Origin of the sequence: Pseudomonas sp. C27(2019) (genome assembly GCF_008807395.1) — a bacterium.
GTDB lineage: Bacteria > Pseudomonadota > Gammaproteobacteria > Pseudomonadales > Pseudomonadaceae > Denitrificimonas.
This window is the reverse complement of record NZ_CP043320.1, coordinates 2,669,906-2,694,133: the sequence shown is the minus strand read 5'-3', so window position 1 is coordinate 2,694,133 and position 24,228 is coordinate 2,669,906. Positions and strand designations below refer to the sequence as shown.

At 45.3% G+C, this 24,228-nt stretch carries 24 protein-coding genes and 4 pseudogenes; 17 read left to right on the top strand and 11 right to left on the bottom strand.

The window, feature by feature from the left end:
* Positions 1-80 precede the first annotated feature (80 nt).
* Positions 81-212, bottom strand: coding sequence for a DUF4357 domain-containing protein (locus FXF61_RS15335; RefSeq protein ID WP_151185555.1), 132 nt, complete (start codon positions 210-212; stop codon positions 81-83).
* Here FXF61_RS15335 and FXF61_RS12400 point away from each other — a divergent pair.
* Complete coding sequence (locus FXF61_RS12400; RefSeq protein WP_151185554.1) at positions 201-467, top strand: hypothetical protein; 267 nt, start codon at positions 201-203, stop codon at positions 465-467. The genes FXF61_RS15335 and FXF61_RS12400 overlap by 12 nt on opposite strands.
* A gap of 401 nt (positions 468-868) precedes the next feature.
* On the opposite strand, the gene FXF61_RS12395 is transcribed toward FXF61_RS12400, so the two are convergent.
* Positions 869-1,816 (bottom strand): IS5 family transposase, encoded by a 948-nt coding sequence (locus FXF61_RS12395; protein WP_151183349.1) that lies wholly within the window; start codon positions 1,814-1,816, stop codon positions 869-871.
* 11 nt (positions 1,817-1,827) lie between these two features.
* Here FXF61_RS12395 and FXF61_RS15330 point away from each other — a divergent pair, with 11 nt between their 5' ends.
* The 8 genes from FXF61_RS15330 to FXF61_RS12360 all read left to right on the top strand — a co-directional run bounded on the left by FXF61_RS15330 (position 1,828) and on the right by FXF61_RS12360 (position 9,769).
* The gene (locus FXF61_RS15330) at positions 1,828-2,076 is read left to right on the top strand and encodes a Fic family protein (protein ID WP_371921514.1); all 249 of its coding nucleotides are present in this window, start codon (positions 1,828-1,830) and stop codon (positions 2,074-2,076) included.
* 76 nt (positions 2,077-2,152) lie between these two features.
* Positions 2,153-2,413, top strand: a complete 261-nt coding sequence (locus tag FXF61_RS12390) for an addiction module antitoxin (RefSeq protein ID WP_151185553.1) — start codon at positions 2,153-2,155, stop codon at positions 2,411-2,413.
* Positions 2,410-2,730, top strand: coding sequence for a type II toxin-antitoxin system RelE/ParE family toxin (locus FXF61_RS12385; protein ID WP_151185552.1), 321 nt, complete (start codon positions 2,410-2,412; stop codon positions 2,728-2,730). Before FXF61_RS12390 ends, FXF61_RS12385 begins: the two co-directional genes overlap by 4 nt.
* Positions 2,731-2,940: 210 nt before the next feature.
* Positions 2,941-3,213 carry a hypothetical protein gene (locus FXF61_RS12380; RefSeq protein WP_151185551.1) on the top strand — a complete coding sequence of 91 codons (273 nt, stop codon included), beginning with the start codon at positions 2,941-2,943 and terminating at the stop codon, positions 3,211-3,213.
* The gene (locus FXF61_RS12375) at positions 3,210-4,085 is read left to right on the top strand and encodes an FRG domain-containing protein (protein ID WP_151185550.1); all 876 of its coding nucleotides are present in this window, start codon (positions 3,210-3,212) and stop codon (positions 4,083-4,085) included. Before FXF61_RS12380 ends, FXF61_RS12375 begins: the two co-directional genes overlap by 4 nt.
* A 237-nt stretch (positions 4,086-4,322) precedes the next feature.
* Positions 4,323-7,457 carry a type I restriction endonuclease subunit R gene (locus tag FXF61_RS12370; RefSeq protein WP_218571808.1) on the top strand — a complete coding sequence of 1,045 codons (3,135 nt, stop codon included), beginning with the start codon at positions 4,323-4,325 and terminating at the stop codon, positions 7,455-7,457.
* 3 nt (positions 7,458-7,460) lie between these two features.
* Entirely contained in the window at positions 7,461-8,180 is a 720-nt protein-coding gene (locus tag FXF61_RS12365) for a M48 family metallopeptidase (RefSeq protein WP_151185549.1), read from the top strand.
* Positions 8,181-8,893: 713 nt separating this feature from the next.
* A complete protein-coding gene (locus tag FXF61_RS12360) occupies positions 8,894-9,769 on the top strand; it encodes a 3'-5' exonuclease (RefSeq protein WP_178087311.1) in 876 nt (291 codons plus the stop codon).
* A 359-nt stretch (positions 9,770-10,128) separates the two neighbouring features.
* Here FXF61_RS12360 and FXF61_RS12355 read toward each other — a convergent pair.
* The 3 genes and pseudogenes from FXF61_RS12355 to FXF61_RS12345 form a co-directional block, all read right to left on the bottom strand.
* Positions 10,129-10,413, bottom strand: a pseudogene (locus tag FXF61_RS12355) (transposase); the annotation flags it as partial.
* Between the two features lie 112 nt (positions 10,414-10,525).
* The gene (locus tag FXF61_RS12350; protein ID WP_151185547.1) at positions 10,526-10,732 is read right to left on the bottom strand and encodes a hypothetical protein; all 207 of its coding nucleotides are present in this window, start codon (positions 10,730-10,732) and stop codon (positions 10,526-10,528) included.
* A 66-nt stretch (positions 10,733-10,798) separates the two neighbouring features.
* The gene (locus tag FXF61_RS12345; RefSeq protein WP_151185546.1) at positions 10,799-11,764 is read right to left on the bottom strand and encodes a DNA-processing protein DprA; all 966 of its coding nucleotides are present in this window, start codon (positions 11,762-11,764) and stop codon (positions 10,799-10,801) included.
* A gap of 192 nt (positions 11,765-11,956) precedes the next feature.
* On the opposite strand from FXF61_RS12345, the pseudogene FXF61_RS12340 reads away from it, so the two are divergent.
* A pseudogene (locus tag FXF61_RS12340) lies at positions 11,957-12,169 on the top strand (metal-dependent hydrolase); the annotation flags it as partial.
* Between the two features lie 71 nt (positions 12,170-12,240).
* Here the strand turns inward: FXF61_RS12340 and FXF61_RS12335 are convergent.
* Positions 12,241-12,477 (bottom strand): annotated as a pseudogene (locus FXF61_RS12335) (transposase); the annotation flags it as partial.
* A gap of 223 nt (positions 12,478-12,700) precedes the next feature.
* Here FXF61_RS12335 and FXF61_RS12330 point away from each other — a divergent pair.
* Positions 12,701-12,943 carry a DUF262 domain-containing protein gene (locus FXF61_RS12330; RefSeq protein WP_151185544.1) on the top strand — a complete coding sequence of 81 codons (243 nt, stop codon included), beginning with the start codon at positions 12,701-12,703 and terminating at the stop codon, positions 12,941-12,943.
* Between the two features lie 144 nt (positions 12,944-13,087).
* Here the strand turns inward: FXF61_RS12330 and FXF61_RS12325 are convergent, their stop codons facing one another.
* Positions 13,088-14,065 carry an IS5 family transposase gene (locus tag FXF61_RS12325; RefSeq protein WP_151183574.1) on the bottom strand — a complete coding sequence of 326 codons (978 nt, stop codon included), beginning with the start codon at positions 14,063-14,065 and terminating at the stop codon, positions 13,088-13,090.
* A gap of 65 nt (positions 14,066-14,130) precedes the next feature.
* Here FXF61_RS12325 and FXF61_RS12320 point away from each other — a divergent pair, with 65 nt between their 5' ends.
* Positions 14,131-15,750, top strand: coding sequence for a DUF262 domain-containing protein (locus FXF61_RS12320; protein WP_218571806.1), 1,620 nt, complete (start codon positions 14,131-14,133; stop codon positions 15,748-15,750).
* Positions 15,751-15,876: 126 nt separating this feature from the next.
* Positions 15,877-16,230: pseudogene (locus tag FXF61_RS15125) on the top strand (DUF4172 domain-containing protein).
* Positions 16,231-16,542: 312 nt separating this feature from the next.
* Here FXF61_RS15125 and FXF61_RS12310 read toward each other — a convergent pair.
* On the bottom strand, positions 16,543-17,520 hold the full coding sequence (locus FXF61_RS12310; RefSeq protein WP_151183574.1) for an IS5 family transposase: 978 nt from the start codon (positions 17,518-17,520) through the stop codon (positions 16,543-16,545).
* A 135-nt stretch (positions 17,521-17,655) separates the two neighbouring features.
* Between FXF61_RS12310 and FXF61_RS12305 the strand changes: the two genes are divergently transcribed.
* The 4 genes from FXF61_RS12305 (at position 17,656) to FXF61_RS12290 (ending at position 22,083) form a co-directional block, all read left to right on the top strand.
* Positions 17,656-19,821: an McrB family protein gene (locus FXF61_RS12305; protein ID WP_151185542.1), complete on the top strand. Its 2,166-nt coding sequence runs from the start codon at positions 17,656-17,658 to the stop codon at positions 19,819-19,821.
* Positions 19,818-21,161: an McrC family protein gene (locus tag FXF61_RS12300; RefSeq protein WP_151185541.1), complete on the top strand. Its 1,344-nt coding sequence runs from the start codon at positions 19,818-19,820 to the stop codon at positions 21,159-21,161. Before FXF61_RS12305 ends, FXF61_RS12300 begins: the two co-directional genes overlap by 4 nt.
* Positions 21,162-21,166: 5 nt before the next feature.
* Positions 21,167-21,466 carry a hypothetical protein gene (locus FXF61_RS12295; RefSeq protein WP_151185540.1) on the top strand — a complete coding sequence of 100 codons (300 nt, stop codon included), beginning with the start codon at positions 21,167-21,169 and terminating at the stop codon, positions 21,464-21,466.
* Positions 21,467-21,531: 65 nt separating this feature from the next.
* Positions 21,532-22,083, top strand: a complete 552-nt coding sequence (locus FXF61_RS12290; protein WP_151185539.1) for a YqiA/YcfP family alpha/beta fold hydrolase — start codon at positions 21,532-21,534, stop codon at positions 22,081-22,083.
* 61 nt (positions 22,084-22,144) lie between these two features.
* Here FXF61_RS12290 and FXF61_RS12285 read toward each other — a convergent pair whose 3' ends face one another.
* The 3 genes from FXF61_RS12285 to FXF61_RS12275 form a co-directional block, all read right to left on the bottom strand.
* Positions 22,145-22,957 carry a hypothetical protein gene (locus tag FXF61_RS12285; RefSeq protein ID WP_151185538.1) on the bottom strand — a complete coding sequence of 271 codons (813 nt, stop codon included), beginning with the start codon at positions 22,955-22,957 and terminating at the stop codon, positions 22,145-22,147.
* An 87-nt stretch (positions 22,958-23,044) separates the two neighbouring features.
* The gene (locus FXF61_RS12280; protein WP_151185537.1) at positions 23,045-23,497 is read right to left on the bottom strand and encodes a hypothetical protein; all 453 of its coding nucleotides are present in this window, start codon (positions 23,495-23,497) and stop codon (positions 23,045-23,047) included.
* 167 nt (positions 23,498-23,664) lie between these two features.
* Positions 23,665-23,871 (bottom strand): hypothetical protein, encoded by a 207-nt coding sequence (locus FXF61_RS12275; protein WP_151185536.1) that lies wholly within the window; start codon positions 23,869-23,871, stop codon positions 23,665-23,667.
* Positions 23,872-24,228 lie beyond the last annotated feature (357 nt).

Genomic DNA, 24,228 nt, shown 5'->3' with positions numbered 1-24,228 from the left:
ATCAGGTGCTCAACTACCACTACCATATCAACTTGAAAAGCTGCAATCTTTATTGACTAGTTCACAAACGCTTTTCTTATTCACGAAACACCCTCCTCAACTTCCGCTATTGTTTTTCCCAGCGCTGTTTTCCAAGCCTGCCGCCCATTAATCGGCGAGCCAAGAATAACAGCAGCGGCTTGTGAGGGACTGGAAAATACATGATTTTTCAAAAACCGTTGATTGCCCTAGCATACCAAACCCCACGCCCTTTCTCTTTTCGCTCTAACAGCCCTAATTCAACAAGCTGCGCAAAGCGATTTTTTATCGTGGGGCGGGCAATGGTGGTAATCAAGGCTTCGGCAGCTTTTACATTTCTGCTGGTGTATCAAAACTACGATTTAGGCTCAAGGAAACGCGCTGTAGTAGAAAGCGGCAAGCTTAATAAAACTTATCAAATCACGGTGCCCGAGGCGTTTAGTGGATAGAAATAGCTCATTTTATGCACAAGTTCAGCTATTACTTCGTGTGCTGCTATTTGTCGCTCAAGAACCTTGCTTTGCCTTCAAAATGGTTCTATTAGAAGGGCTTAACGAGCTATCCATGACTGGCAAAACAGATTAACAAGCAAGCACTGATGCGTTTGCCAATACATGCTGGTTTTGTGACGAGTGAATCCGAGGCATCTACAGTTAGTGCTGCAATAACCGAACAAGTAATAAGTTTGCTACACGTGTTAAGGAGCCTCTGAAAATCTCAGCTTATTATTGAGCTTTTCAGAAAATGACTCGAAAACTCAAAAAAACAGCTAAAAAAGGCCGTTTTCGAGGTAAAACCACCTCTTTTAGCCCTTAATTCGCCGTTTTGGCGGATTAAGGGCGCACTAACCCTAAGCCAGCAAGTATTTTCTGCTGATCATGAGGTTCGTTAGTCCTGCTAGCAGGCATAAACGGTTATGGTTTTTATCAAGCCCTTTGTAACGGACTTTGTTATAGCCAAATACGCACTTGATGTAGCGAAACGGATGCTCAACTTTAGCGCGTAGCTTGGCTTTCATTTTTTCAATTTCCTGCTCATTTTCGGTCATGGTTTTACGCTTACTGATTCGAGCACTGATCAGCCAGGCAAGATTTTTGCGCTCTTTGTTTTCCCTGCGTTTTTCAACACCTAGGTATCCAGCATCACCAAATACACGCTTTTCTTCGCCATGTAGAAGGCTTGCAGTCATGGTTACGTCGTGCACATTGGCAGCCGTACTTTCCACGCTATGAATCATACCTGTGACATCATCCACGCCGATATGCATCTTCATGCCAAAGTGCCATTGGTTGCCTTTCTTGCTGGAATGCATTTCTGGGTCGCGCTTGCGGCTTTGATTTTTCGTTGAGCTCGGTGCGGAAATAATGCTGGCATCCACAATGGTGCCTTCGCGAAACAGCAAGCCTTGATGCTGCAAGTGCTTGTTAATTTCCTTCAGAAATAGCTTGCCCAGCCCATGCTTTTCAAGGAAGTGACGGAAGTTTAAAATCGTTGTTTCATCAGGAATATTGTCTGACAAACGCAATCCTGCAAAGCGGCGTATTGATTCAATTTCATACAGCGAATCTTCCAGAGCAGGATCGCTAAGGTTGTAGAACAACTGCAAGCAATGCACACGCAGCATCACACTGAGCGGATAAGGGGGACGCCCCATTTCACCTTTTGGGTAATGCTTAGCGGCGCGATTCTCCAAGCGCTTCCAAGGAATAATGGCATCCATTTTTTCCAAGAAAATCTCACGACGCGTCTTACGCTTTTTGTTCTGGTACTCTGCTTCGGCAAAGGTCAGTTGGCTCATGATTCGGCTCACTGGGCAAAAAAAAGGTCGATGCGGCTATTATCGCAAAAAGTGGGGAGTTATTCAGAGGCTCCTTAAATAATGGCGAGGCAAGCACTAAAATGCTGTTGCAGGCTATGGGCTTAAAGCATCGCCCAAGTTGTTTAAAGAATTATTTGCAGCCCGCATTACAGCAAAACTTAATCGAGATGACTCAACCTGATTCACCGCGCAGCCCAACCCAAAAATACCACCCCACCGCGCTGGGTCGGCACGTATGAGTTTGTAAAGAATAACGTTGGTTTCTTGGTGTTTGTTGGTTATATTTATTACAGATTAATCAAGAGGGCTAAGCTAATGACTCAAGCAACGACCATTACCGTCCGTCTTAAAGGACAGTTGAGTGAATTTGTTGCAGCCAACATCGGCGAGCAAGGCAGCTATGACAACGTCAGTGAATACATTCGTGACCTCATTCGTCGAGATAAAGAGCGGGTCGAGTCTTTGGGCTTTGAAACCTTAAAAGCTGAGTTGAAACTGGCCTTTGATGCGCCTGAGTCTTCTTATCGCAGCCTGACTGCCTTGGACATTATTAACCGTAATAAGCAAACAGCATGAGCAAGGTGCTCATACAGGAAGCGGCATCGTTTCGTCTAGATGAGATATATTGCTATACCCGTGCTACTTGGGGTGAGGCACAAGCCGACCGTTACATTACAGGATTGTTTGACGCTTTTCAGAAGATCGAAACAGGTGAGGTTTTATCACGACCGATACCCGCTGAGTTTGGTGTCAGTGGTTTTTACTTCCGTTATGAAAAGCATTTTGTGTATTGGCGTAGGCTATCAAACAGCGATATTGGTATCGTTACCCTGTTACACCAAGCAATGCACCAGATACAACGCCTTAAAGATGATCTTGAGTCTGAAGTCTAGAAAACGTCAAATAGAAATGAGAACCGACGCGTACATAAATGCAGAGGCGTCGGCCATATTGATCAAAACTGTACGCAGAATCGCGTATGCAGTCAATCAGTCTGTCAGTGCAAACCATATACTGGCAAGCATTGAATGAGTTTAGTCAGCGACTAAAGCAATGCGTGATGTGCTTAGGATATTCAAAATACGGATTAGCAAGCGAGCAGCATGATGTTTCAGGATGAAGAGTTAAAAGTAGAGCAACCCGCCATTGCCCAACTGATTAAACTGGGATGGACCTATGTGCCAGGCGCAAGTCTTGCACCGCTTGCCGCAAGCACGGATGTACAGCCCACAGCAGAGCGCGCCTATTACCGAGATGTGGTGCTGGTGAATCGTCTTGAGTCGGCGCTGCGTAAGCTTAATCCGTGGATCAGTAATGAAAACCTTGGCAAGGTGCGCGTTAATCTTCCTGACAAGGAGCAGGCGGCTGGCTTATGACAATCAAAGAAATAGAAACATCATCAGTAGATGAGTTTTGGGACACGATTTCCCCAATCGGAAGCTTAGTGAAGGGTATGCAAAAACCGGTATTTAGAGGGCAAGGAGACTCTAGCTGGGCATTAATCCCTTCTGTCCTTAGAAATGAAGTTAGCCTGAAATACAAGAGCAAGCTCAGAGAATATAGCCAAACTGAGCAAATAGTTCTTTTTGAGTATTTGATTTTACTCAACTTTTTAAGTTATTTGGACGAGATGGGGTTGGTTATCCCTAATGACTCGCCTGAGTTTAGGCGTCTCATGGAGTTTGATGTGTTTTCGACTCGTTATGGCGCTGATGGGACAGGCTGGCCCTCAAAAGAGTATTTTTCCTTTCTTGCGCTCGCTCAACACCATGGAGTCCCAACGAGACTGTTGGACTGGAGCAGAAGCCCTCTTGTTGCTGCATACTTTGCAGCATCACAAGTATTGAGTTTGGAAGAGATACCAGAAAGTCTTGCTGTTTGGATTGTAGACTCAGCATCATTCTATATATTTGAGGAACAGCTTGAATGTGTTTCACTCCCTGGCAGCACAAGCCAAAACTTAGCTCCACAGAAGGGCGTTTTTTTAGTTCAGCGACAGCAAGGCAGTATGTATAGACACACTCCATTCTCCCCTCAGTTTCTTGAAGGGTCGATAAATCAATTATTTGAAGAGAGTAAAGGTTGCGTAGCGTACAAAGTTATCCTCCCGGCTGCTATGGCAGGTGAGCTTCTATTTAGATGCTCTAAGTTTGGTTTTTCAGCTGCAACGCTATTTCCGGGTTTTGATGGTGCTGCCAAAGCGGCACTCGAATTCAAAATGGCAAAAAGATTGGCGGGTGTTCTGTGAGCCGTATGTTTGAATCAACCTATCAATACTAAATAATGGATGACCTAATATCCCAATCTAAGCGTTCCGAGAGCACCGTCAGCTTGTTCCACTGCTGGGCAAGCACTTGTTTTACTCTGACAGCTTTGATTAATCCATAATTACTATTCCGCTATTAGCGATTAACATAAGCACGCTAAGCGCACGCAAATAGTCGTTTAGACATTGCAAAACAAAACGGATGAAGAAGCGAGCAGCATGATGTTTCAGGATGAAGAGTTAAAAGTAGAGCAACCCGCCATCACCCAGTTGATTAAACTGGGTTGGACCTATGTGCCAGGCGCAAGTCTTGCACCGGTTGCCGCCGGCAAGGATGCGCAGTCCAGCGCCGAGCGTGCGTATTACCGCGATGTGGTGTTGGTGCAGCGTCTTGAGTCGGCGCTGCGTAAGCTTAATCCGTGGATCAGTAATGAAAACCTTGGCAAGGTGATGCGTGAACTGACGCACCCCAATCATGCTGCGCTGATGGAGTACAACCATTCCATTTACGAGATGCTGGTCAATTACCTCTCGGTCGAGCAGGACTTAGGCAAAGGCCGCAAAGGGCAAACGGTCAAGATTATCGACTTTGATAACCCAGCCAATAACGAATACATCTGTACCAATCAGTTCAAGATTGAAGGCGTTAACCAAAACGTCATTCCCGATATTGTTTGCTTTGTGAATGGCCTGCCGCTGGCAGTGATTGAGTGCAAGTCACCTTATGTTGCCGATGCCATTGCCGAAGGCATTATCCAATTGCGCCGTTATGCCAATCTGCGTGATCCAGTCAGCGAGGAAGGTGCGCAAAAGTTATTCTGGTACAACCAACTGATGGTCAGCACCTGCCGTGATCAAGCTAAGGTCGGCACTATCAGTTCCAGCGCTCAGTACTACAGCGATTGGAAAGATGCCCACCCGTACAGTGATGCGGATATTCGGGCGCTATTGAGTAAGCCCGTCTCTAGTGAACAAAGCGTGCCGGTGGACGTGTCTGATGTGCCGTCTCCAGCGTATTTGGCGCAAGCGCAGCAGATTGCTAATGGTGCTGTTGAGCACGCTGAGATCAACGCGCAGCAGCGTTTACTGGCTGGTATGTTTAACCCATCGAGCTTTTTAGACTTAATCCGTAACTTTATTATTTACGAGCCGATTGATGGGCGTTTGATTAAAAAGGTCGCTCGTTATCAGCAGTACCGTGCAGTAAATAAAGTGATCGAGCGCCTTAAAACGGGTGCAGACCGCCGCGAGAAGTCGGGGATTGTTTGGCACACCCAAGGTTCAGGTAAATCGCTGACCATGGTGATGTTGGCGGTGAAGATGCGCCGTGATCCAGAGTTACAGCAGTACAAGCTGGTGTTTGTCACTGACCGTACTCAGCTTGATTCGCAGCTCTCCAGCACCTTCCGCGCAGCACAAAACGAAACCGTCTATAACGCCAATTCTGTGGCTGAATTAAAAGAGCTGTTGAGCCGTGACTCATCGGATATCGTCACCGCGATGGTGCAGAAGTTTCAGGAGGCTGAAGCCGAAGGCGACTTCCAAGACCTCAACGTCAGCGACAACATCATCGTGCTAGCGGATGAGGCGCACCGCACCCAGTTTGGTAATCTTGCCGCGACCATTAACGCAGCCTTACCCAATGCGCCTAAGATCGGTTTCACCGGTACACCGCTATTAAAAAACCAAAAAATGGATCAGGCATTTGGTGGTTACATTGACCAGTACAAGATCAATGAAGCGGTCGAAGACGGTGCCACGGTGCGTATCATCTACGAAGGCCGCCAAGTACAGAGTGAAGTGGTCGGCAAATCATTGGATGCGCTGTTTGACGAGTATTTCAAAGATTACAGCAAAGAAGATCAGGCCGAGATCAAGAAGAAGTACGGCGTAGAGCGTGCAGTGCGTGAAGCACCAGCGCGTATTCGTTGGGTATGTATTGATCTGTTAAACCACTATCGCGAGAAAATTCAGCCCGATGGTTTTAAAGGCATGATCGTGGTGGGTAGTCGTTATGCCGCCACGCTGTTTAAGAAAACCCTCGACGAGCTGGGCGCACCGCCATCGGAAGTGATTATTTCTGGCAATCATAATGATGAAGCCATCTATACGCCCTACACCAATGCGGCCCATCAAAAGCAGGTGATTAAAAACTTCACCAAGCCCTTTGGCACCGATAAAGAAAAAGAAGACCCAACCGCCTTCTTAATCGTCAAAGACATGCTACTGACCGGCTTTGATGCACCCATCGCACAAGTCATGTACATCGACCGCAGCCTAAAAGAACACACCCTGATGCAAGCCATTGCGCGGGTAAACCGTACTTACCCCGGCAAAGATGTGGGTTATGTGGTGGATTACCATGGCCTGTCGGACTACCTGACCGAAGCGCTGGAGATGTTCAGCAGCGAGGACGTGCAAGGCACTTACCATACGCTTAAAGACGAGATCCCAAGACTTAAAGCCGCACATACTCGCGTTGCCAATGTGTTTAGCGCACTCAAGAGCTATGACATTGACGACTATGTTTTGTTTCTTAAAGACGAAGATGTCCGTCAGCAGTTTGAGCTTGCGTTTAAGCGCTTTGCCAAGCAAATGGATGTGGTGCTGCCAGATGTTGCTGCGAGGCCTTTTGTAGGCGATCTAAGGCTCTGGGGCAAGGTGCAGAATGCTGCGCGTAACCGCTACCGTGATCCTGGACTGAATATCAAAGATGTTGGTGCCAAGGTGCGCCAATTGGTTGAAGAGCACATTATCAGCACAGGGGTTGATCCTAAGATCCCACCGGTGGATCTGATGGCTGCCAACTTCAAACAATCGGTAGACGCAATTAAATCACCTGAATCGCGAGCGTCAGAGATTGAGAGCGCCATTAAGCATCACATTACCGTCAACCTTGATGATGACCCTGAATACTACCGGTCGCTCAGTTTGCGCTTGCAGGACATTATCGAGAAATACAACGGTAAGTGGGATCAGCAAGTAGAGCTGCTACTGGAGTTTTGTAACAACATCGAATCCGAACGTACACAGACTGCGACTGATCTAGGTTTAACCGATACCGAATTGGCTTTCTACAACATCCTGATGGTTGAAGTCACCCGCCATAGCGGTGAAGAAACCGTTAGCGAAACCGTACACGATGAAATCAAAGCCACCAGCCAAGGCTTGGTCAGCATGTTTGACGAGGCCACGCAAATTGTTGATTTCTTTGCCAAGGGCGATGAGGTCAAGCGCATGAAGAAAGAAATCAAGCGTGCCATTTTAGAGTGTTCGTACAGTGATGCCGCGCTGGTGAAGGTTGTGCAAGACCGCTTCCTAGAATTAGCCCAAACCCGTTTTGGCGGTAAGTAAACTATGCGAACCGTTCTAGGCGCTCCAGAGTACCGTGACGGCAATGGTTTTATTGCTGAGGTCATTCGTACCAACCGCCGCAAGACCGCTGACATACGGGTCGAGGAAGGTGCTGTGTCGGTGATCGTGCCGGTGAGCACCAGCCTTGAAAAAATTGATCAGCTGTTGTCATCCAAGCGCATGTGGATCAAAGAGAAAATGGCCTTGCAACGCGACATGGCACCGGCTAGCAGTAAGCAGTTTGTCTCAGGTGAAGCCTTTCCATACCTGGGGCGTAACTACCGACTCAAAGTTGAGCATGGCCCATTCGCTCCTGTGAAGCTGTTACAGGGGCACTTAGTTGTGCAAACACCCGAAGGCAGCCAACAACCGCACATGATTCGTAACGCGCTGGTACGTTGGTACAAACGTCAGGCCAGCTTAAAAATCCGTGAGAAGGTAAAACGCTACGCGCCTATCGTCGGTGTTGAGCCAGCAGGTGTTGCCATTAAAACCTTCAAGTCCCGTTGGGGTAGCTGCACCACTAAAGGTCAGCTGGAGTTTAACTGGCGCATCATGCTCGCCCCGAACCGCATGGTAGATTACGTTGTTATCCATGAACTTTGTCACTTGATACATCACGACCACTCACCGGAGTTTTGGCGTGAGGTGATGCGGGTGATGCAGGATTATCAGGTGTGCAGGGAGTGGTTGAGGGGGAATTCGGAGGGGTTAGTGGTTTGAGAAGTGGATAGCCTTCGTCAGGGAATCTGCTCCAGGATTGCTTAAAGTATTGAAAAATAAATTACAAAGCGGCTTACAAATAAGTTGTTATGTACGACAGCATGGACATCACTCATGGACAGAAAGCTTTTAAAACTCCCGTTCAGCCCGGACAATAGCCCTGACTGGATATGCCCAACATGCAGCAAAGGATTTCTTCGAATAAAGGAAAATTCGTTCCTGCATGAAGAAGCTCGCCATTCACGAGAAGCACATGATCACCCAGCATGGGAGCCTGAATGGATTAGCAGTGTAACTGGAAAAAACACAAAGAAGAGTAATCGTGAGGCTCCCTGAAAGTTAAATGCTGAATTTCCTACATATATCTGGAAAAAACGTAGGTTGCAGCTTATTAATCGAAACCTAGCATGTGTATCTATCTGGAAAAAACTAAGGATTTTCCAGATAGATAATAATGTGGAAATTACGGCTCTGAGTTTTTTGGGAATTACATACGCTGTAATCAATACAGTGAGGGCTTTCAAATATAGCCCCATGTTCAAGGATTCGAATCATTTAAAAAATTGTCTCGCAGGCCACCTAATGAATGGTGCAGGGGGGGGCAACTATGCGCACTTTTATCAAGTGACAATCTATATCGTGCAAATCCAGACAGCTGTGGATATAAACAGTGTTTATTGCTAGTGTTGCGACAAATCAATATGAGAATCCTTATGTTCGACATTACTCGTTTTACAGAAATCGAATCAAATCCAACACGCTTTCGTCTCTTAGAAAAAATCCCGTTTTCGGCTGAAGCTAGCTTACCGATCAAGCTGCGCGAAGCTGCTGGAGATGAAATTGCGTTGGCCTTACTGGACTTTGAAACCACTGGTTTTACAGCAGGTTCGGATGAGGTGATTGAGATTGGTTTGGTGCAGGTAGCCTACAGCCCAACCTTGGGAAAGATCACTGAAATCATAGAAATCACAAGCCAGTTGGAATGTCCTAAGCAAACAATCAGTGAGCTGATCACGGGTGTTACCGGTATTACCAATGAGATGGTTGCCGGCAAACGTATTGATGATGCTCATGTGGCGCGTATTGTTAACAGTTCCAATGTACTGATCGCACATAACGCCCAGTTTGATCGTGCGTTCTTTGATATTCGCTTCCCTGAAATGGCCGATAAGGTTTGGGCTTGCAGCGTTAAGGATGTTGATTGGCGTACACATGGCTTTGAAAGCGCAAAGCTTGAGTATTTACTACTGAAAAATGGCTACTTTTATGATGGCCACCGCGCTGCAACGGACTGTTTGGCTATGGTGCAGTTATTTGAAGTTGTACCAAATGCACTACCAGAGCTTTTAGCCAACGCACGGAAAAGTAGCTTTAAGATTATCGCTAAGGGCGTCTCCTATGATGATCGTGAGATCGTTAAAAAGCGTGGCTATCGCTGGGATGCAGCAAATCGCTACTGGTGGACGATTGTTTCTGAGGATGATTATGCTGAAGAAATAGCGTTTTTGAATGAGTTATGCGGCTCAGCAAGCTCGAGGAACATTGTCGAGGCGATCAGCCCAACGTCTCGATACAAGATGGTTTTTTGAGTAAGTGAGTAAGTATTACAACCTATGTAATTTCAGGCCAATTTTCAAAATGTTATCCCGCTGTAGGGTAAATTTGCACTGCTTTCCAATTTAGGGGGGCTATATATGCGTGACTGTGCTTCGGAGAAATTACAGAATTACTTTCTATCCTATCTATTATAGCCAGTAATAGGCTGCAGCCATCCAACTAAACGAATGTTTGAAAAAGTAAAACGATTTTCTTTACGCTCCCTTCCTCTTTTTATGTACGCAAAGAAAATATAAGACCTATTCCTAAATCCGAGTCGAAATATATACTAGCAATTAGAGCTAGTAATGGAGCTTATTGAGGCCGATTACTAGGGCTTGTTGACGTTTCATTACATTGGCAGCCATAACAACCCACAAGCCATGGCAACGACGCTTTGATAATTACGCTTTAACTTATCATATCGCGTTGCCAGACCTCGAAATTGCTTCAAGCGCGCAAACGCATTTTCAACTAGATGACGATCACGGTACAGCGACCAATTCATATCCCCATTGCCCACGACTGAGTTTGATCTTCTTGGTATAACCACATCAGCGCCTTTGCTTTTAATCTGCTTACGAATCTTGCTGCTGTCATAGCCTTTGTCCGCTACTATCGTGGTCGTAGGTGGTAACTTTTCGAATGCGATCACTGTATAGCAGGCGGTCTAGTTACGCCGCGCCCGGGCGTTCTTCAATGCATATACTCGTGCTTGTACCACTACTGGCGTATCAATCACTGCATTCTTAATCTACAAACTCAAAAGCTATCTCACCTAAGTCATGTCCTTCAACGTCAAGGCTGGCACCAAAAATAGGGCACACTGAGATGCGCAGAATTGCTCCTGATGGCTCGCAATCTTGATTCACTTCATTTTCTGTTTTTTTGCGCATGATGGACAAATAGTGTGCTGTTTGTTTTGCGGATAATTGCATGTTTAATTTTTTAGTCATAAATATATTTGCTTTAAAAATGGCTGTGTACGTAGTGGGTTTAATAACAAAGTCTAAATGATGCTGTTAAGCATAAGAGGCTGGGTTGTCTACCGTTCCTGTAAACGAGGTGGCTTGAGCTTCAAGCTGAGTATAGATTTCTTTATAGGATTCTCGGGTGTAGTAATGAGCACGGCCACTCTTAACGAGACTTTGTGTTCCTGCTATGGCTGGAATGCTTAGATCAGAGTAACCAGCAGCTGTAACATCAGGAACAAATACAGGGCGTCCCATGGTGTAGCTGGCATCGACTGCATGCATTGTGCCGCCATCAATGGATGTTTCTATCGCAAAAACTGCAACAGATAAACCAGCTTGAATCCGATCGCGCTTAGCAAAAAGAGCAGGTATCAATCGAGTGCCAGGTGGGTTTTCTGAAACCCAGAGACCATCGCTGTTTAAGATTTCATCAGCAAGCTTTCGATTTCCAGCTGGCGAAATTGAGATTAAGTCTACAAGCACGGCAATGGTAGGGGCGTTAAAGTCCAATGCTGCACGGTGTGCGATAGCGTCGATACCCAGTGCCAAGCCGCTAACAATCGTAAATTCTGTTCTTGCAAACTCTGCAATGGTTTTTACCGTCAGCTTTTCACCCACGCTCGTATTTTGACGTGTTCCCACCACAGCAATAGATTTTTCGTTTTGCAGTAGGTCTATATTGCCTTTGCAAAAAAGAAAAGGCGGCGGCGAAGCAACATCGAGTAGGCGAGTGGGGTAGTTAGCATCTCCACGTAATAAAACTTGGATGCCTTGCTGTTGCCAGCCATCAAGCTTTTCAGAAAGCGGCTGCCTTGCAGAATCAAATTGACCGGCTTTTAAAAACTCAACCAACGAGGATGGCGTTCTTTTAAGAGGTAATTTGTGTTTGCGGTAGCCTGCGAGATCTTCAAGTGTTTTAAGCTGATTGGCAGCGGTGAAAATTAATAATGCGCTTATTGTTTCGTTCCCAACGCCTTTGAGTTCTTTAAGTACAAGTGCATCTAGCAAATTCATATTATTTACCCTCTATAAAAGTATGAGGAAGCGATATACTTACATGGCTTTTGAATTGTAAGTTAACAGCTGGGTGCGACATAGTATGTCGCTTTGCTGTTACTCCTCAACGTAAATCGATATGTCTAGAATTGTAGAGGGGGTATCTGTCTAGCGCTTTTAATTATTTGTGTTGAGAGGAATACAGTAACAATGTCTGAACTCAAATACTTAGCTGCCTATGCGTCCGAGTTGCAGGCGCAAGTGCGCAGCATGTTGGCGCAAGATAAGCTCGGTGCGTATTTACAGCAGCGTTATCCTGAGCGCCATAGTGTGCAAAGTGATAAGGCGTTGTATCAGTTCACCACGGATCTCAAACAGCAGTATCTGCGCAATGCACCCAATATCGACAAAGTACTGTATGATCCGTTTCAATCAGTTCGCTTGCTGCAGTGCTGTCATGAATCTCGCCACCCGTCACTGTAAATTCAATGGGTAAGCGTTTTAAACAGCGTGAGCCATTTACCTTTTTTCGACCACTCATTAAATTTTTTGTAGACCGAATTCCATCGTCCAAAACAAGTAGGTAAGTCTCGCCACGCACAGCCAACACGTAGCCGGTAAAGCATTCCTTCAACAACCATGCGTAAGTCACGCTTGTTATAAATATTTTCTTGAAGCATCATTCCTTTTAGCTTCGACCAGTGCTCATCGCTGAGCATTAATCGGGGCATAGCAAACTCGTTTTGTTTTTGTGTAGGAACTTAAATATTACGAGTTTGCTTCTTTTTTTCAATGACTTACGGGCAAACGTCAACAGGCCCTAGTAAATAAAGCTGAATCCGTCATTAAGTTAATGCAAGAACGCCGCGCCGCGCTAATCTCCGCAGCAGTCACTGGAAAGATCGATGTTCGTAATTGGGAGTCACATGAGTCAGCGCAAATTAAGGAGGCGGTATGAGTCGTTTAGAAAATAAGATCGAAGCCAAAGACCGTACAATTGTTGAGGTGCTGGATAAGAATAAATACACGGTGGATTACTATCAGCGTGAATACAGCTGGCAGCAAAAGCATATTGAGCAGTTAGTCACTGACTTAACTACTGCATTTCTAAATGAGTACGAACCTCGGCATGAGCGTACCGAAGTAGAGAATTACAATAGCTACTATTTAGGTCCTTTTGTTTTAAGGAAACGCTGAATAAAACCAATCAAACCAGCCAATCCATGCGGATTTAAAATTCAGCTCTTAAATTTCAACTTCAGGGCCATAAAAAACCTTTTTATCAGCAGTTTTACCCGTTTTTGCTGCTTTTCCCGGCAGCTTACCGGTTTTTAGGCGGATTTATCCCGCCAACGGCATACATCGCTTCGACAAGAACAGGTTTGCCAAGGCAAACAGGCTATAGAGATGGGCTGTGTTTTTCGCCAAGCCACGGTAGCGAGTCTTGCGGTGACCAAAGTGCACTTTGACCCAGTAAAAGGGATGCTCAACCTTGGCGCGTATCCGGCTCTTTAATTTTTCGATTTTGTCAGCCAGTTGACCTTCTTCTGTGCCGCTATCGCGCAGCTTTCGACGCTTTCCATGGCGCATGGCTACCACCCACTCCACATCTTTATCCTTATTTTCTTCCCGTTTGTCAGCCCCCAGATAACCAGAATCACCGTATACCTGCTGTTCCTCGCCGTGTAGCAAAGCATGAGCTTGGTTCACGTCGTGCACGTTGGCCGCAGTGGTGACCAGTGTGTGCACCAAACCGCTAGCCGCATCAACACCGATGTGAGCTTTCATGCCAAAGTAATACTGATTGCCTTTCTTAGTGGAGCGCATTTGCGGATCACGGCTTTTACTCTTATTCTTGGTGGAAGGTGGTGCGGCAATAATTGTAGCGTCAACCACCGTGCCTTCCTTGAGGTACAAGCCCTTGCTCGCCAGTTGGTAATTGACCGCAGCAAAAATTTGTTGAGTCAAGCTGTGAGTTTCCAGCAGACGACGAAAACGCAACAAAGTGGTCGCATCCGGCACGGCATCACGCCCAAGATCAATATCCATAAACAGCTGAATTGCTGCGCTGTCATAAACGGCATCCTCAGTTCCTTCATCGGAAAACCCCATGACCTGCTGTAGGATGTACATACGTAACATGCGAGAAAGCCCCATAGTCGGACGACCTCGTTTGCCGTCAGATTTCGGATAGTACGGCTCAATCACTGATTCCAGAACAGACCAAGGCACCAGAGTTTCCAGGTCCATCAACAGTCGATCCCTACGGGTTTGCTTCTTTTTGCTGACGAACTCGGCTTCGGCGAAAGTGATTTGCATGACTGTGGACTCGATACTAATTACGGATTGGACTATTTTACCAAAGGCTGCAGCCCGCTTGGGGTTTGTTCAGTGTTTCCTTAAGTGAAAAGGGCGGTAAGCGCAGCATTATTGATGGCCAGCAGCGTTTAACATCGCTCACGCTTATTTTGATTTTTTTAAACCATTTGCAGAAAGACTATGGCGTTAATGAAGCCATTGAAGGCATGATTTTCTCTGAGAAATTTGGTAAGAAGTCATTTAACATTGATGTGCCAGAGCGCACTTCTGGCTTGCAGGCCCTCTTTGAAACAGGTGAGTACAATGTGCCTGATGATGCCGACGCCTCTACAGTTAATATGGTTGAGCGTTATAACGACATCATCGAAGCCTTCCCCAAAGAAATTGATGCTCAAGTGCTACCGTTCTTTATCGACTGGTTTAAAGAGCGTGTGGTGCTGGTTGAGATACTGGCTTACTCAGACGACAACGCCTATACAATCTTTGAGACCATGAATGATCGTGGTTTAAACCTCACTCCGACAGAAATGCTCAAAGGCTATTTACTGTCACGCTTTAAAGATAACGCTCTGCGCAAAAGCACCAATGACTTTTGGAAAAAGGCCATCATTTGCCTGCAGGGCATTGATAAAGAAGAAGATCAGAAGTTTATTCAGGCATTCTTGCGCGCTAAATACGCTGTCACCATTCGTCAGGGTAAAGCAGGCTCTAAAAACGAGGACTTTGAGAAAATCGGCACGCGCTTCCATAACTGGTTCCGCGATAACTTAAAGTTAGTCGGCTTAGGCAAAGATTCACAAGAAGATTTTGACCGTTTTATTAATAAAGATTTTAAGTATTATTTTGATGCCTATCTACGCATCGCTCAAGCGAGAGCAACCTTAACTAAGGGGTTGGAGTCTGTTCATTACATTGAACATTGGGGTATCGCAGCGTCTCTACGAGACCCATTACTGCTGGCACCATTGCTGCCTTCTGATAGTGTTGAAACTGCCAACCAGAAAATCAATTTAGTTGCTAAATACATCGAAATATTTTGTGTACGCCGCTCAATCAACTTCAGAACTTTTGCTGCCACTTCGATTCGCTACACAATTTACACTTTAGTAAAAGAGCTACGCGATAAGAACCTAGAAGAGCTACAAGAAATTCTAGAAAGTAAGTTGGCGGCAATGGATGAGTCATGGGTGGGGATGCACCGATTCCGCCTGCATGGGCAGAACAAGGTATTTGTTAAGTATCTGCTGTCACGCTTATCAGGCTATGTTGATCAGTTAGCTGGCCAAAGTACCGACTTTAGAAACTACTTCCTTAAAGGTACTGGCAAACCATATGAGATCGAACATATATGGGGCAGACATTTTGACGACCACAGGAATGAGTTTGAGCATGAAAACGACTTCGTAGAATACCGTAACCGTCTGGGCGGCTTGGTTTTATTACCTAGGGGTACTAACCAGTCTTATGGTGACAAACCTTACGAAGTGAAAAAGCAGCATTACATTAAAGAAAACTTGCTGGTGAAATCGCTTTGCCCTTTGACGTATGAAAACAATCCGAATTTTAAAAAACTCATCATTGAGCATGGGCTACCCTTTAAGGCTCATAACGAATTTAAAAAAGGTGATTTTGATGATCGCCAAGATTTATATCAAGTGATGTGTGAAAAAATTTGGACGTTATAAGTTATGCAAGAACGCCGTACCGCTCTAACCTCTGCAGTCGTATGAGCCGTAATGATGCGATTAGCTTGTCTATTCAGATCAGTATGTGATTAGGTTAGTGTCAGTAATCGCATCACGAGAGACGCTATGTGGATTTGGCAGCAAAAGCAATGGCCCAATTTTACTTGGGATAATCGCGTCATCGAGCCCCTGTTAAGAACAACGCGCCTTAATCAAGGCGTGTTGTTGGGTAAGGCAACCAGCTAATCGGCTCATCAAAAACACAGTATGTTGGAGACCTTGCTGGCGAACCTCGTGCATTCAAGCGCGATTGAGGGCGAGCAGCTTAATGTGTTTTCTGTGCGTTCTTCGCTGGCGAATCAACTGGGGTTTAGCGAAGCACAACCTTTTCCCACTACCCAGCAATCCGATGGCCTAGCCGAAATCATGCTGGATGCGGTAGAGAACTTAGCTCTGCGACACAATATGTCGCAGAGCTAAGTTATTTTATGTGTTTGGAGTGATGTGTGCTGAATAAATTAAACAGTTTCACTGGAACTTAGAAAGTGTTTACGGACCTGTGTAAACAAGCAGCTATGCAATCTACAAGCATGCTGAGCCCTGCCGTCGACAGAAAAACTTACCGGCCAGAGCTTAAGGAAACGCTGAATAAAACCAATCAAACCAGCCAATCCATGCGGATTTAAAATTCAGCTCTTAAATTTCAACTTCAGGGCCATAAATAACCTTTTTATCAGCAGTTTTACCCGTTTTTGCTGCTTTTACCGGCAGCTTACCGGTTTTTAGGCGGATTTATCCCGCCAACGGCATACATCGCTTCGACAAGAACAGGTTTGCCAAGGCAAACAGGCTATAGAGATGGGCTGTGTTTTTCGCCAAGCCACGGTAGCGAGTCTTGCGGTGACCAAAGTGCACTTTGACCCAGTAAAAGGGATGCTCAACCTTGGCGCGTATCCGGCTCTTTAATTTTTCGATTTTGTCAGCCAGTTGACCTTCTTCTGTGCCGCTATCGCGCAGCTTTCGACGCTTTCCATGGCGCATGGCTACCACCCACTCCACATCTTTATCCTTATTTTCTTCCCGTTTGTCAGCCCCCAGATAACCAGAATCACCGTATACCTGCTGTTCCTCGCCGTGTAGCAAAGCATGAGCTTGGTTCACGTCGTGCACGTTGGCCGCAGTGGTGACCAGTGTGTGCACCAAACCGCTAGCCGCATCAACACCGATGTGAGCTTTCATGCCAAAGTAATACTGATTGCCTTTCTTAGTGGAGCGCATTTGCGGATCACGGCTTTTACTCTTATTCTTGGTGGAAGGTGGTGCGGCAATAATTGTAGCGTCAACCACCGTGCCTTCCTTGAGGTACAAGCCCTTGCTCGCCAGTTGGTAATTGACCGCAGCAAAAATTTGTTGAGTCAAGCTGTGAGTTTCCAGCAGACGACGAAAACGCAACAAAGTGGTCGCATCCGGCACGGCATCACGCCCAAGATCAATATCCATAAACAGCTGAATTGCTGCGCTGTCATAAACGGCATCCTCAGTTCCTTCATCGGAAAACCCCATGACCTGCTGTAGGATGTACATACGTAACATGCGAGAAAGCCCCATAGTCGGACGACCTCGTTTGCCGTCAGATTTCGGATAGTACGGCTCAATCACTGATTCCAGAACAGACCAAGGCACCAGAGTTTCCAGGTCCATCAACAGTCGATCCCTACGGGTTTGCTTCTTTTTGCTGACGAACTCGGCTTCGGCGAAAGTGATTTGCATGACTGTGGACTCGATACTAATTACGGATTGGACTATTTTACCAAAGGCTGCAGCCCGCTTGGGGTTTGTTCAGTGTTTCCTTAAATAACAAACTGATATGCTAAACGTGTGGCTGAGGAATATTTGGAGAAAGAAATGGAAATCTATAGCGAACAATATAGCCTTTGGGAAGAGTTTCTAGAAGAGTGGCCTTTATCGCGCTTATCTGAGATGACTTTGGACGAGTACATCAAGACTGGCTCTCAAGACACCTTTACTTCTTGGATTGAGTCACGCTTAGATAAGTTAGGCAGTATTTGGGGTGGTTCAGCCTTTAAGTTTGGCGTGTTTTCTCGTGATGGTTCTGAGCTTAAAGAAAATACTAATAGGCACAGTTATTCAGATACACATGGCTGGTATACGGCACTGGGTGGCAGTGCAGAAGAAGCTTTTGCAAAAGTGCGCGAAAGCGTGGTGCGGGTAGCTCAACTAGCTAGAAGTGGTGATCTAGAAAGTATCGAGGCTTTTACGGGTTTAGGTGAGGCTTACAAGTGGAAAATTGCGTTTCATTACCAAGATCGCGCCAAACCCACGATTGTAAACATATTTAGACCCGAAGCTTTAGCTGCTTTTGCAGAAAACGGATCAGTAAAAAATACCGCTGCTTTACAGAAATTGGTATTAGAGAAAAACACAGAAAGACTGGGTGTTTTAGAGTTTGGTAAACAGGTGTGGGCCGTTTGGAGTAAGAAAAATATTTCCGTTTGGAAACTCTCTCATGGACCAGCGACATTTACTGCAGATGAGCAGCAACAGCTTTTAGACTCACAGAAAGTAGTAGTCGACAAGCTAGCAAGAAAGGAGCAAGGCAAGCGCTTTCAAGAAGTACCCATTGGCACGTTATTTTATTTGTGCCATGGCAATAGTATCCAGCTGCTCGGCAGGTTTACCACAGCAGCACAGCCGGCTAGTAAGGGCGAAACTTGGCTTGAGAGAAGCTATGAGGTGCTTTTCCCAGCCCTTAAGCATGAAAGGTATACGCATAACTCCAAACTCTGGTCGCCACAAGGTAATTCATTGTTTTACCAAGTGAGGCCGAGGGATCTGCCAGAGTTCGAAGAAACTCTGCTCAAACCATTTTTTAACAAGGATTTAATCGCGCTTAGCGATTTCTACTCACAAGATCAGCTGCAACGTATTGAAGAGGTACAGCAAGAATACAACGAAGATGTTGATGAGTTAGAAGCCGATGAAAAGTTGCCTATCAACTGTTTCAATCGCATTTACTATGGACCGCCAGGTACAGGAAAAACGTACCAACTCTTAAAGCTACTGAAACGCTATGAGCCGAGCACTAAGACATCAGTAGAGCAAAAGGGCAAGCAATTTAACGCCACTGAGAACGACAAGAACAACGAAGGAAAAATTAAACGCTATAGATTTGTTACCTTTCATCAGTCTTATGGCTATGAGGAGTTTGTGGAAGGCTTGCGCCCTGTACTAGACAGTGACTTGGAAGAGGGCGAGGTAAAATATGAAATTCGCGCCGGCGTATTTAAACAGCTGTGTGAAGAAGCACGCCAAAATCCAACTGAGCGCTACGCCATGGTGATTGATGAAATTAACCGCGGCAATATCAGTAAAATCTTTGGCGAACTCATTACCCTGATTGAACCGGATAAACGTGCGGGTGCTGATAATAAGGTGATAGTGAAGCTGCCCTACTCAGGTCAGGACTTTGCGGTGCCTGCCAACATCGACATCATCGGTACCATGAACACAGCGGACCGCTCCCTTGCTCTGTTAGACACAGCATTAAGGCGTCGTTTTGAATTTGTGCCATTGCTGGCCGATACCCGCAATGAATCTGGTGCGCCCTTGGTGGGCTTAGTGGTAAAAACAGATTTAGAGAATATTGATGTGCGCCAGATGCTCGAGCGCATTAATGAGCGTATTGAAGTGCTGTACGACCGTGACCACACTATTGGACACGCTTACTTCATGAGCCTAGAAGATATAGATGATGCTGAGCGTTTTGAGCAGTTAGCTGATATTTTCCGCAAAAAGATAGTGCCCTTACTTGAAGAATACTTCTTTGAAGACTGGGCTAAGATAAGTTTAGTGCTCGGTGATAATCAAAAGCCAGAAGACGCTAGATTTATCACTAAACTGGATGCTGAAAAAGACCTGCAAGCACTGTTTGGTGACCATGAAATCGAGCTTTACTCGGTTAAAGAAAGGTATCAAATTAATAATGATGCCTTTGATAAGCCTGAAGCCTATATAGGTATTTATAATCCGCGGGCTATTAGGCAGGAATGAACACCTTAACGGTTTATGAATATGACGTGCTAGTGGAGAGCTCTGGCCAGCGTGCCAATGGCTCCACAAAGCTTGTGCCTAAAAGCCTGTTTCAATGGCTGCAAACTGAGGCCGTTCGTCTCTCCGAAAGCGGTGAAAATGCGTGGCTTAGGTTAAGCCAGCGGCATGGACGGCCCGCAGTTAGGTTGATGAACTATGTGGGAGTGATCCGAAGCCCGGATGGTTTTCAGTTAGAAGTGTTGCCGAAAATTGGTAAAACAGCCCCTCAGCCTGAACAAGTTAGAGCGTTGTTGATTGAAATGCTGCGTTGCTTGGCGGGCTTTAGGTTCATTCAAACCGACAGGGCTGCTTTGGCTACAGCGAAAATGCCATTGCTTGAAGTGTTTATCAGTGAGTTTTTAAGCGCGATGGAGCATTTGGTCAAGCGTGGTGTTCGCAGTGACTATGTTCAACAGCAAGATAACTTGCAAGCCCTAAGAGGCAAGCTACTCATTTCTCAGCATCTGCAGGCTAACCTTGTCCGCAAAGATCGTTTTTACACTGAGCATGAAGAGTTCACCCCAGATCGACCTGTCAATCGGCTGCTCCACTTGGCATTGTTGCGTGTAATGAGTTGGTCGCTAAATTCAAATAATCAAAAACGTGCCCGCGAGCTTAGCTTCATCTTTTCTAATGTTCCACTGCCTAGCTCGCAGCAGGCGGATCTACAGCGTATGCGTGTGGATAGGGGGATGGAGCACTATCGTCAGGCAGTGGCTTGGATGCGCTTAATTCTCGGCGATATGTCGCCATTAACGGGTGCAGGTAAGCATTCTGCATTTTCTTTGCTTTTTCCTATGGAGGCAGTTTTTGAAGCTTATGTAGGCAAACATCTTTCTAGACAGCTTCGTGAGCCGTATTGTTTGCGCACACAGGCGCGTTCTTTTTCTTTAGTAAAACACCGTGGAAAAAACTGGTTTAGATTGAAGCCCGACTTTCTAGTGGATAAAAATACCAGGACAGAGTTTGTGCTAGACACTAAATGGAAGCTTTTAGACTCAGCGCTTGATAATGGCTCTAATAAGTATGGTCTGAACCAAGGTGATTTTTATCAGTTGTTTGCTTATGGGGAAAACTATCTAAAGGGACAGGGCGATGTGGTGCTTATCTACCCCAAGACTGATACCTTCCAAAATGCTTTACCTGTATTCGAGTTTTCAAGCTCGCTTGATTTAAGGTTGTGGGTACTGCCGTTTTGCTTAATGACAAGGCGGCTTGTTTTGCCAGAGCATGGGCCACTAAGTGACTATTGCGTCAATAGCTCTTTTTCTGCACCGCTAAGTAACGCTCACAAGAGGTAAATTAGTTGAATAAAGTTCTGCATAATCGTATTGATGAAATCTTATTTTATAAATGGGATCCTATCCGAGTATCCGACTCGAATTGGCCGCGTGATGAGTACACATTATATGTTAATGAAGTATTGGAGTTGGCTGCTAATAATACGACCTTTCAACCGTTAGCTGAGCATTTGGAACGGCTGGCTACAGAAGTCATAGCGTGCGCTGTCAGTAAGGAGCGTACTTACAAAGTAGCAGAGTTGATATTTTCTATTGTTCATGACGAAGGGTATTATCCCGATCATAGCGTTATCAGCGTTGATTAATTCTGTCTGTTTTTTATTTAGAAGAAGATGCTCAGCTTGTAACTTTTAAATAACAAGGAAAACCGATGAGTATTCTATATCTGCACGGCTTTGCTTCTGCAGTAAAAAAAAGTAGTAAGAAATATGATGCGCTCAGCAAGATAGGCGAGGTTGCGCCTTTTGCTCCAGACTACAGCCAAGGTTTTGATCAAGTGATGAAAGACACTTTAGCTTTCGCTGCAGCTGCAGGTGACATAAAAGGCGTCGTCGGTACGTCGATGGGTGGTTACACAGCTTCGCATATCGCCGCAAAACTAAACGTACCTTTTGTTGCCATCAACCCGTCGATAACGCCAAGTCAGACCTTAAGGAAATACGTAGGCAACCATCAAAATTATGATGGCAGCAGCTATGAGCTAAAACTTGAGCACATCGGCTCTTATCCGGATTTTAATATCGCGGCCAAAAGCCTAATTATTGTTAGCACACTGGATGAGGTGATACCTGCCGAAGACACCCAAGCTTTTGCCAAAGAAAAGCAACTGCCTATTATTAGCTGTGATTATGGCAACCACCGTTTTGAAGATATTTCGACACTGATTGAGCAGGTTGCTGAGCATTTTCAGGCCGCGCAGTAACGCAGCGCTTTGTGGCAAATTTGAAGCACAGCGTAAAGTCTATCCAGCAACAATTACCTTGTTAGGCATCAGTTTTTGCTCTTACATCTTGACGAACCAACAAAAATATAGCGCCTTCTAGGTTAGCAACTCTCAATCCCGGCTCGAGCTTATTACCCAGCGCCCTGATTGCAGACATGAACAATCGGTACCCCCTAGGATTTAGCGCTACACCTAAACCCTGCCGCAACACATCATCAAGGACTGCATAGCGCTCTGGACTTAACATTCGGAGATGCTTACTCGCGAAAGAAACACCAAGGCCCTTTATATCCACACCCATGGCAATAACTTCTTCGTCATCGCTGGAGGAGCGAGCATGAATTAGCCAAGATTTAAGCAAGTAGGAAAGATTTTCTGATTCGTTATAAATATTTAAATTAGCCCAAACTCGCTTTCCTCGCCCCCATTCACATACGCTGCGAGAAAACCGAAGAAAATCTTCTGGATCGGAATTCATTGATAACGCTGCACCCTGTGCCTCTAATGCTTGGACACTTTCAGCATCAACACTCAATAATGCATTCGCACTACGAATTGCAGCCTCGGAAAACTTAAAGCCACATAACTCTAAAGTTTCACTTTCTACAGCCATGTGACTTTGGTCGTAGTCATTAGCAACACGCATTACCCCGTCCGCTGCTTGAAATGGCCAAGGATGAACTGTCTCTATACCTAGAGCATAGGCATCGCAAGATGGACAGACATCTACCCACTGAGTATTTGAGAGTTTCTTGCGGTGATGAAAGGAAGCTTTCGTGAACGCAAGCGCCTCTTTCAGCGTTCTCCCATTTATTTTTGCTAGATAGCCACCACATATTTTGCATAGAATCACAAGTCATCTCCCTATGTTAACTTGATGCCTGACGCCAAGCTATAGACGCAGCTTGCTGCGTCTATAGCTTAAGCGCCTTGTTATATTTCATTTGTTTAGCGCGGACAACTGCATAGAAATATCTATTGACCGATGATCATTTAAAAACTTTTTATTAGTTGTGATAACCCAACCATTTTGATGGCTATTGGGTACACCATATTCTTTGGCTACCTCAACTGGAACTTGAATAGCTTTTTTTATTGCGCCGCTTGCCTCAAACAATATAACCACCAAAAAATCAAAATCCCATGACCGAATAACGTTCAACTGAGTTGTTGGAGAGCTTTTTATTTTACGTGACTTCACTTGGTATAACGTGCCATCAGACGCTTCAATATCAGCACTAGCGCCGGATATTTCAAGTAAGCGTCCGCCGTAATATTGGTGAGAAAGATATTCAGCATACTCTCCGACAACATTACTTGTGCGGCCAAGAGCAACCGTAAGTTTATTAGAGTATTCATTAAACTTTAGCCAGAGATCCTTTACATCTTTCATTGCGCACCCTTTGAAATATTATATTAGAAAGCATGCGCGTTTCGCTGCCACGCCTGCCTAGTTTATTCAATAGTAAAGCATTGCTTGTACGCAGCTTTTCTACCCATAGCAAAATAGCCATCGGTGTTACTGTAAGGCTAGTGCACCTCTTATCAAGTGCGGCGCTCTTAATCTACGAATTCAAAAATTATCTCACCTAAGTCTTGCCCTTCTACTTCAAGGCTGGCACCAAATATGGGGCAAACTGAGATGTGGAGAAATGCACCAGATGGCTCGCAGTCTTCATTAACTTCACCTTCTGTTTTTTTGCGCATGATGGATAAATATTGTGCTGTTTGTTCTTCAGATAATTGCATGTTTAATTTTTTGGTCATAATAATACTCATTTCAAAAGACAGGTATCAGTGTGAAGCTGTATAGGAGGGTAAAGTGCGGGCTGGTCACTAAATATGCCTAACTATCACTTCATTTTGAAACAAGCTTCAAATTAACAGCCAGATACGACATAGCGTGTCGCTATATTTTTACACCCTAACGTAAACCAATATTTTTAAAGAATGCCTGTGGACTCTGTGCTATCCGAACTTTTCAACCTCATCCAGCCAATCGGTAAATGTGCTCCATAAGAATAATAGTGTGACCTTCTCCAAAAGCGGTATCAAAAACGACCGTATTTGGTACCACCTAAATGCACCAAACCTAAAGGGTCTGGTGGTGAAGGTTTTAAATAG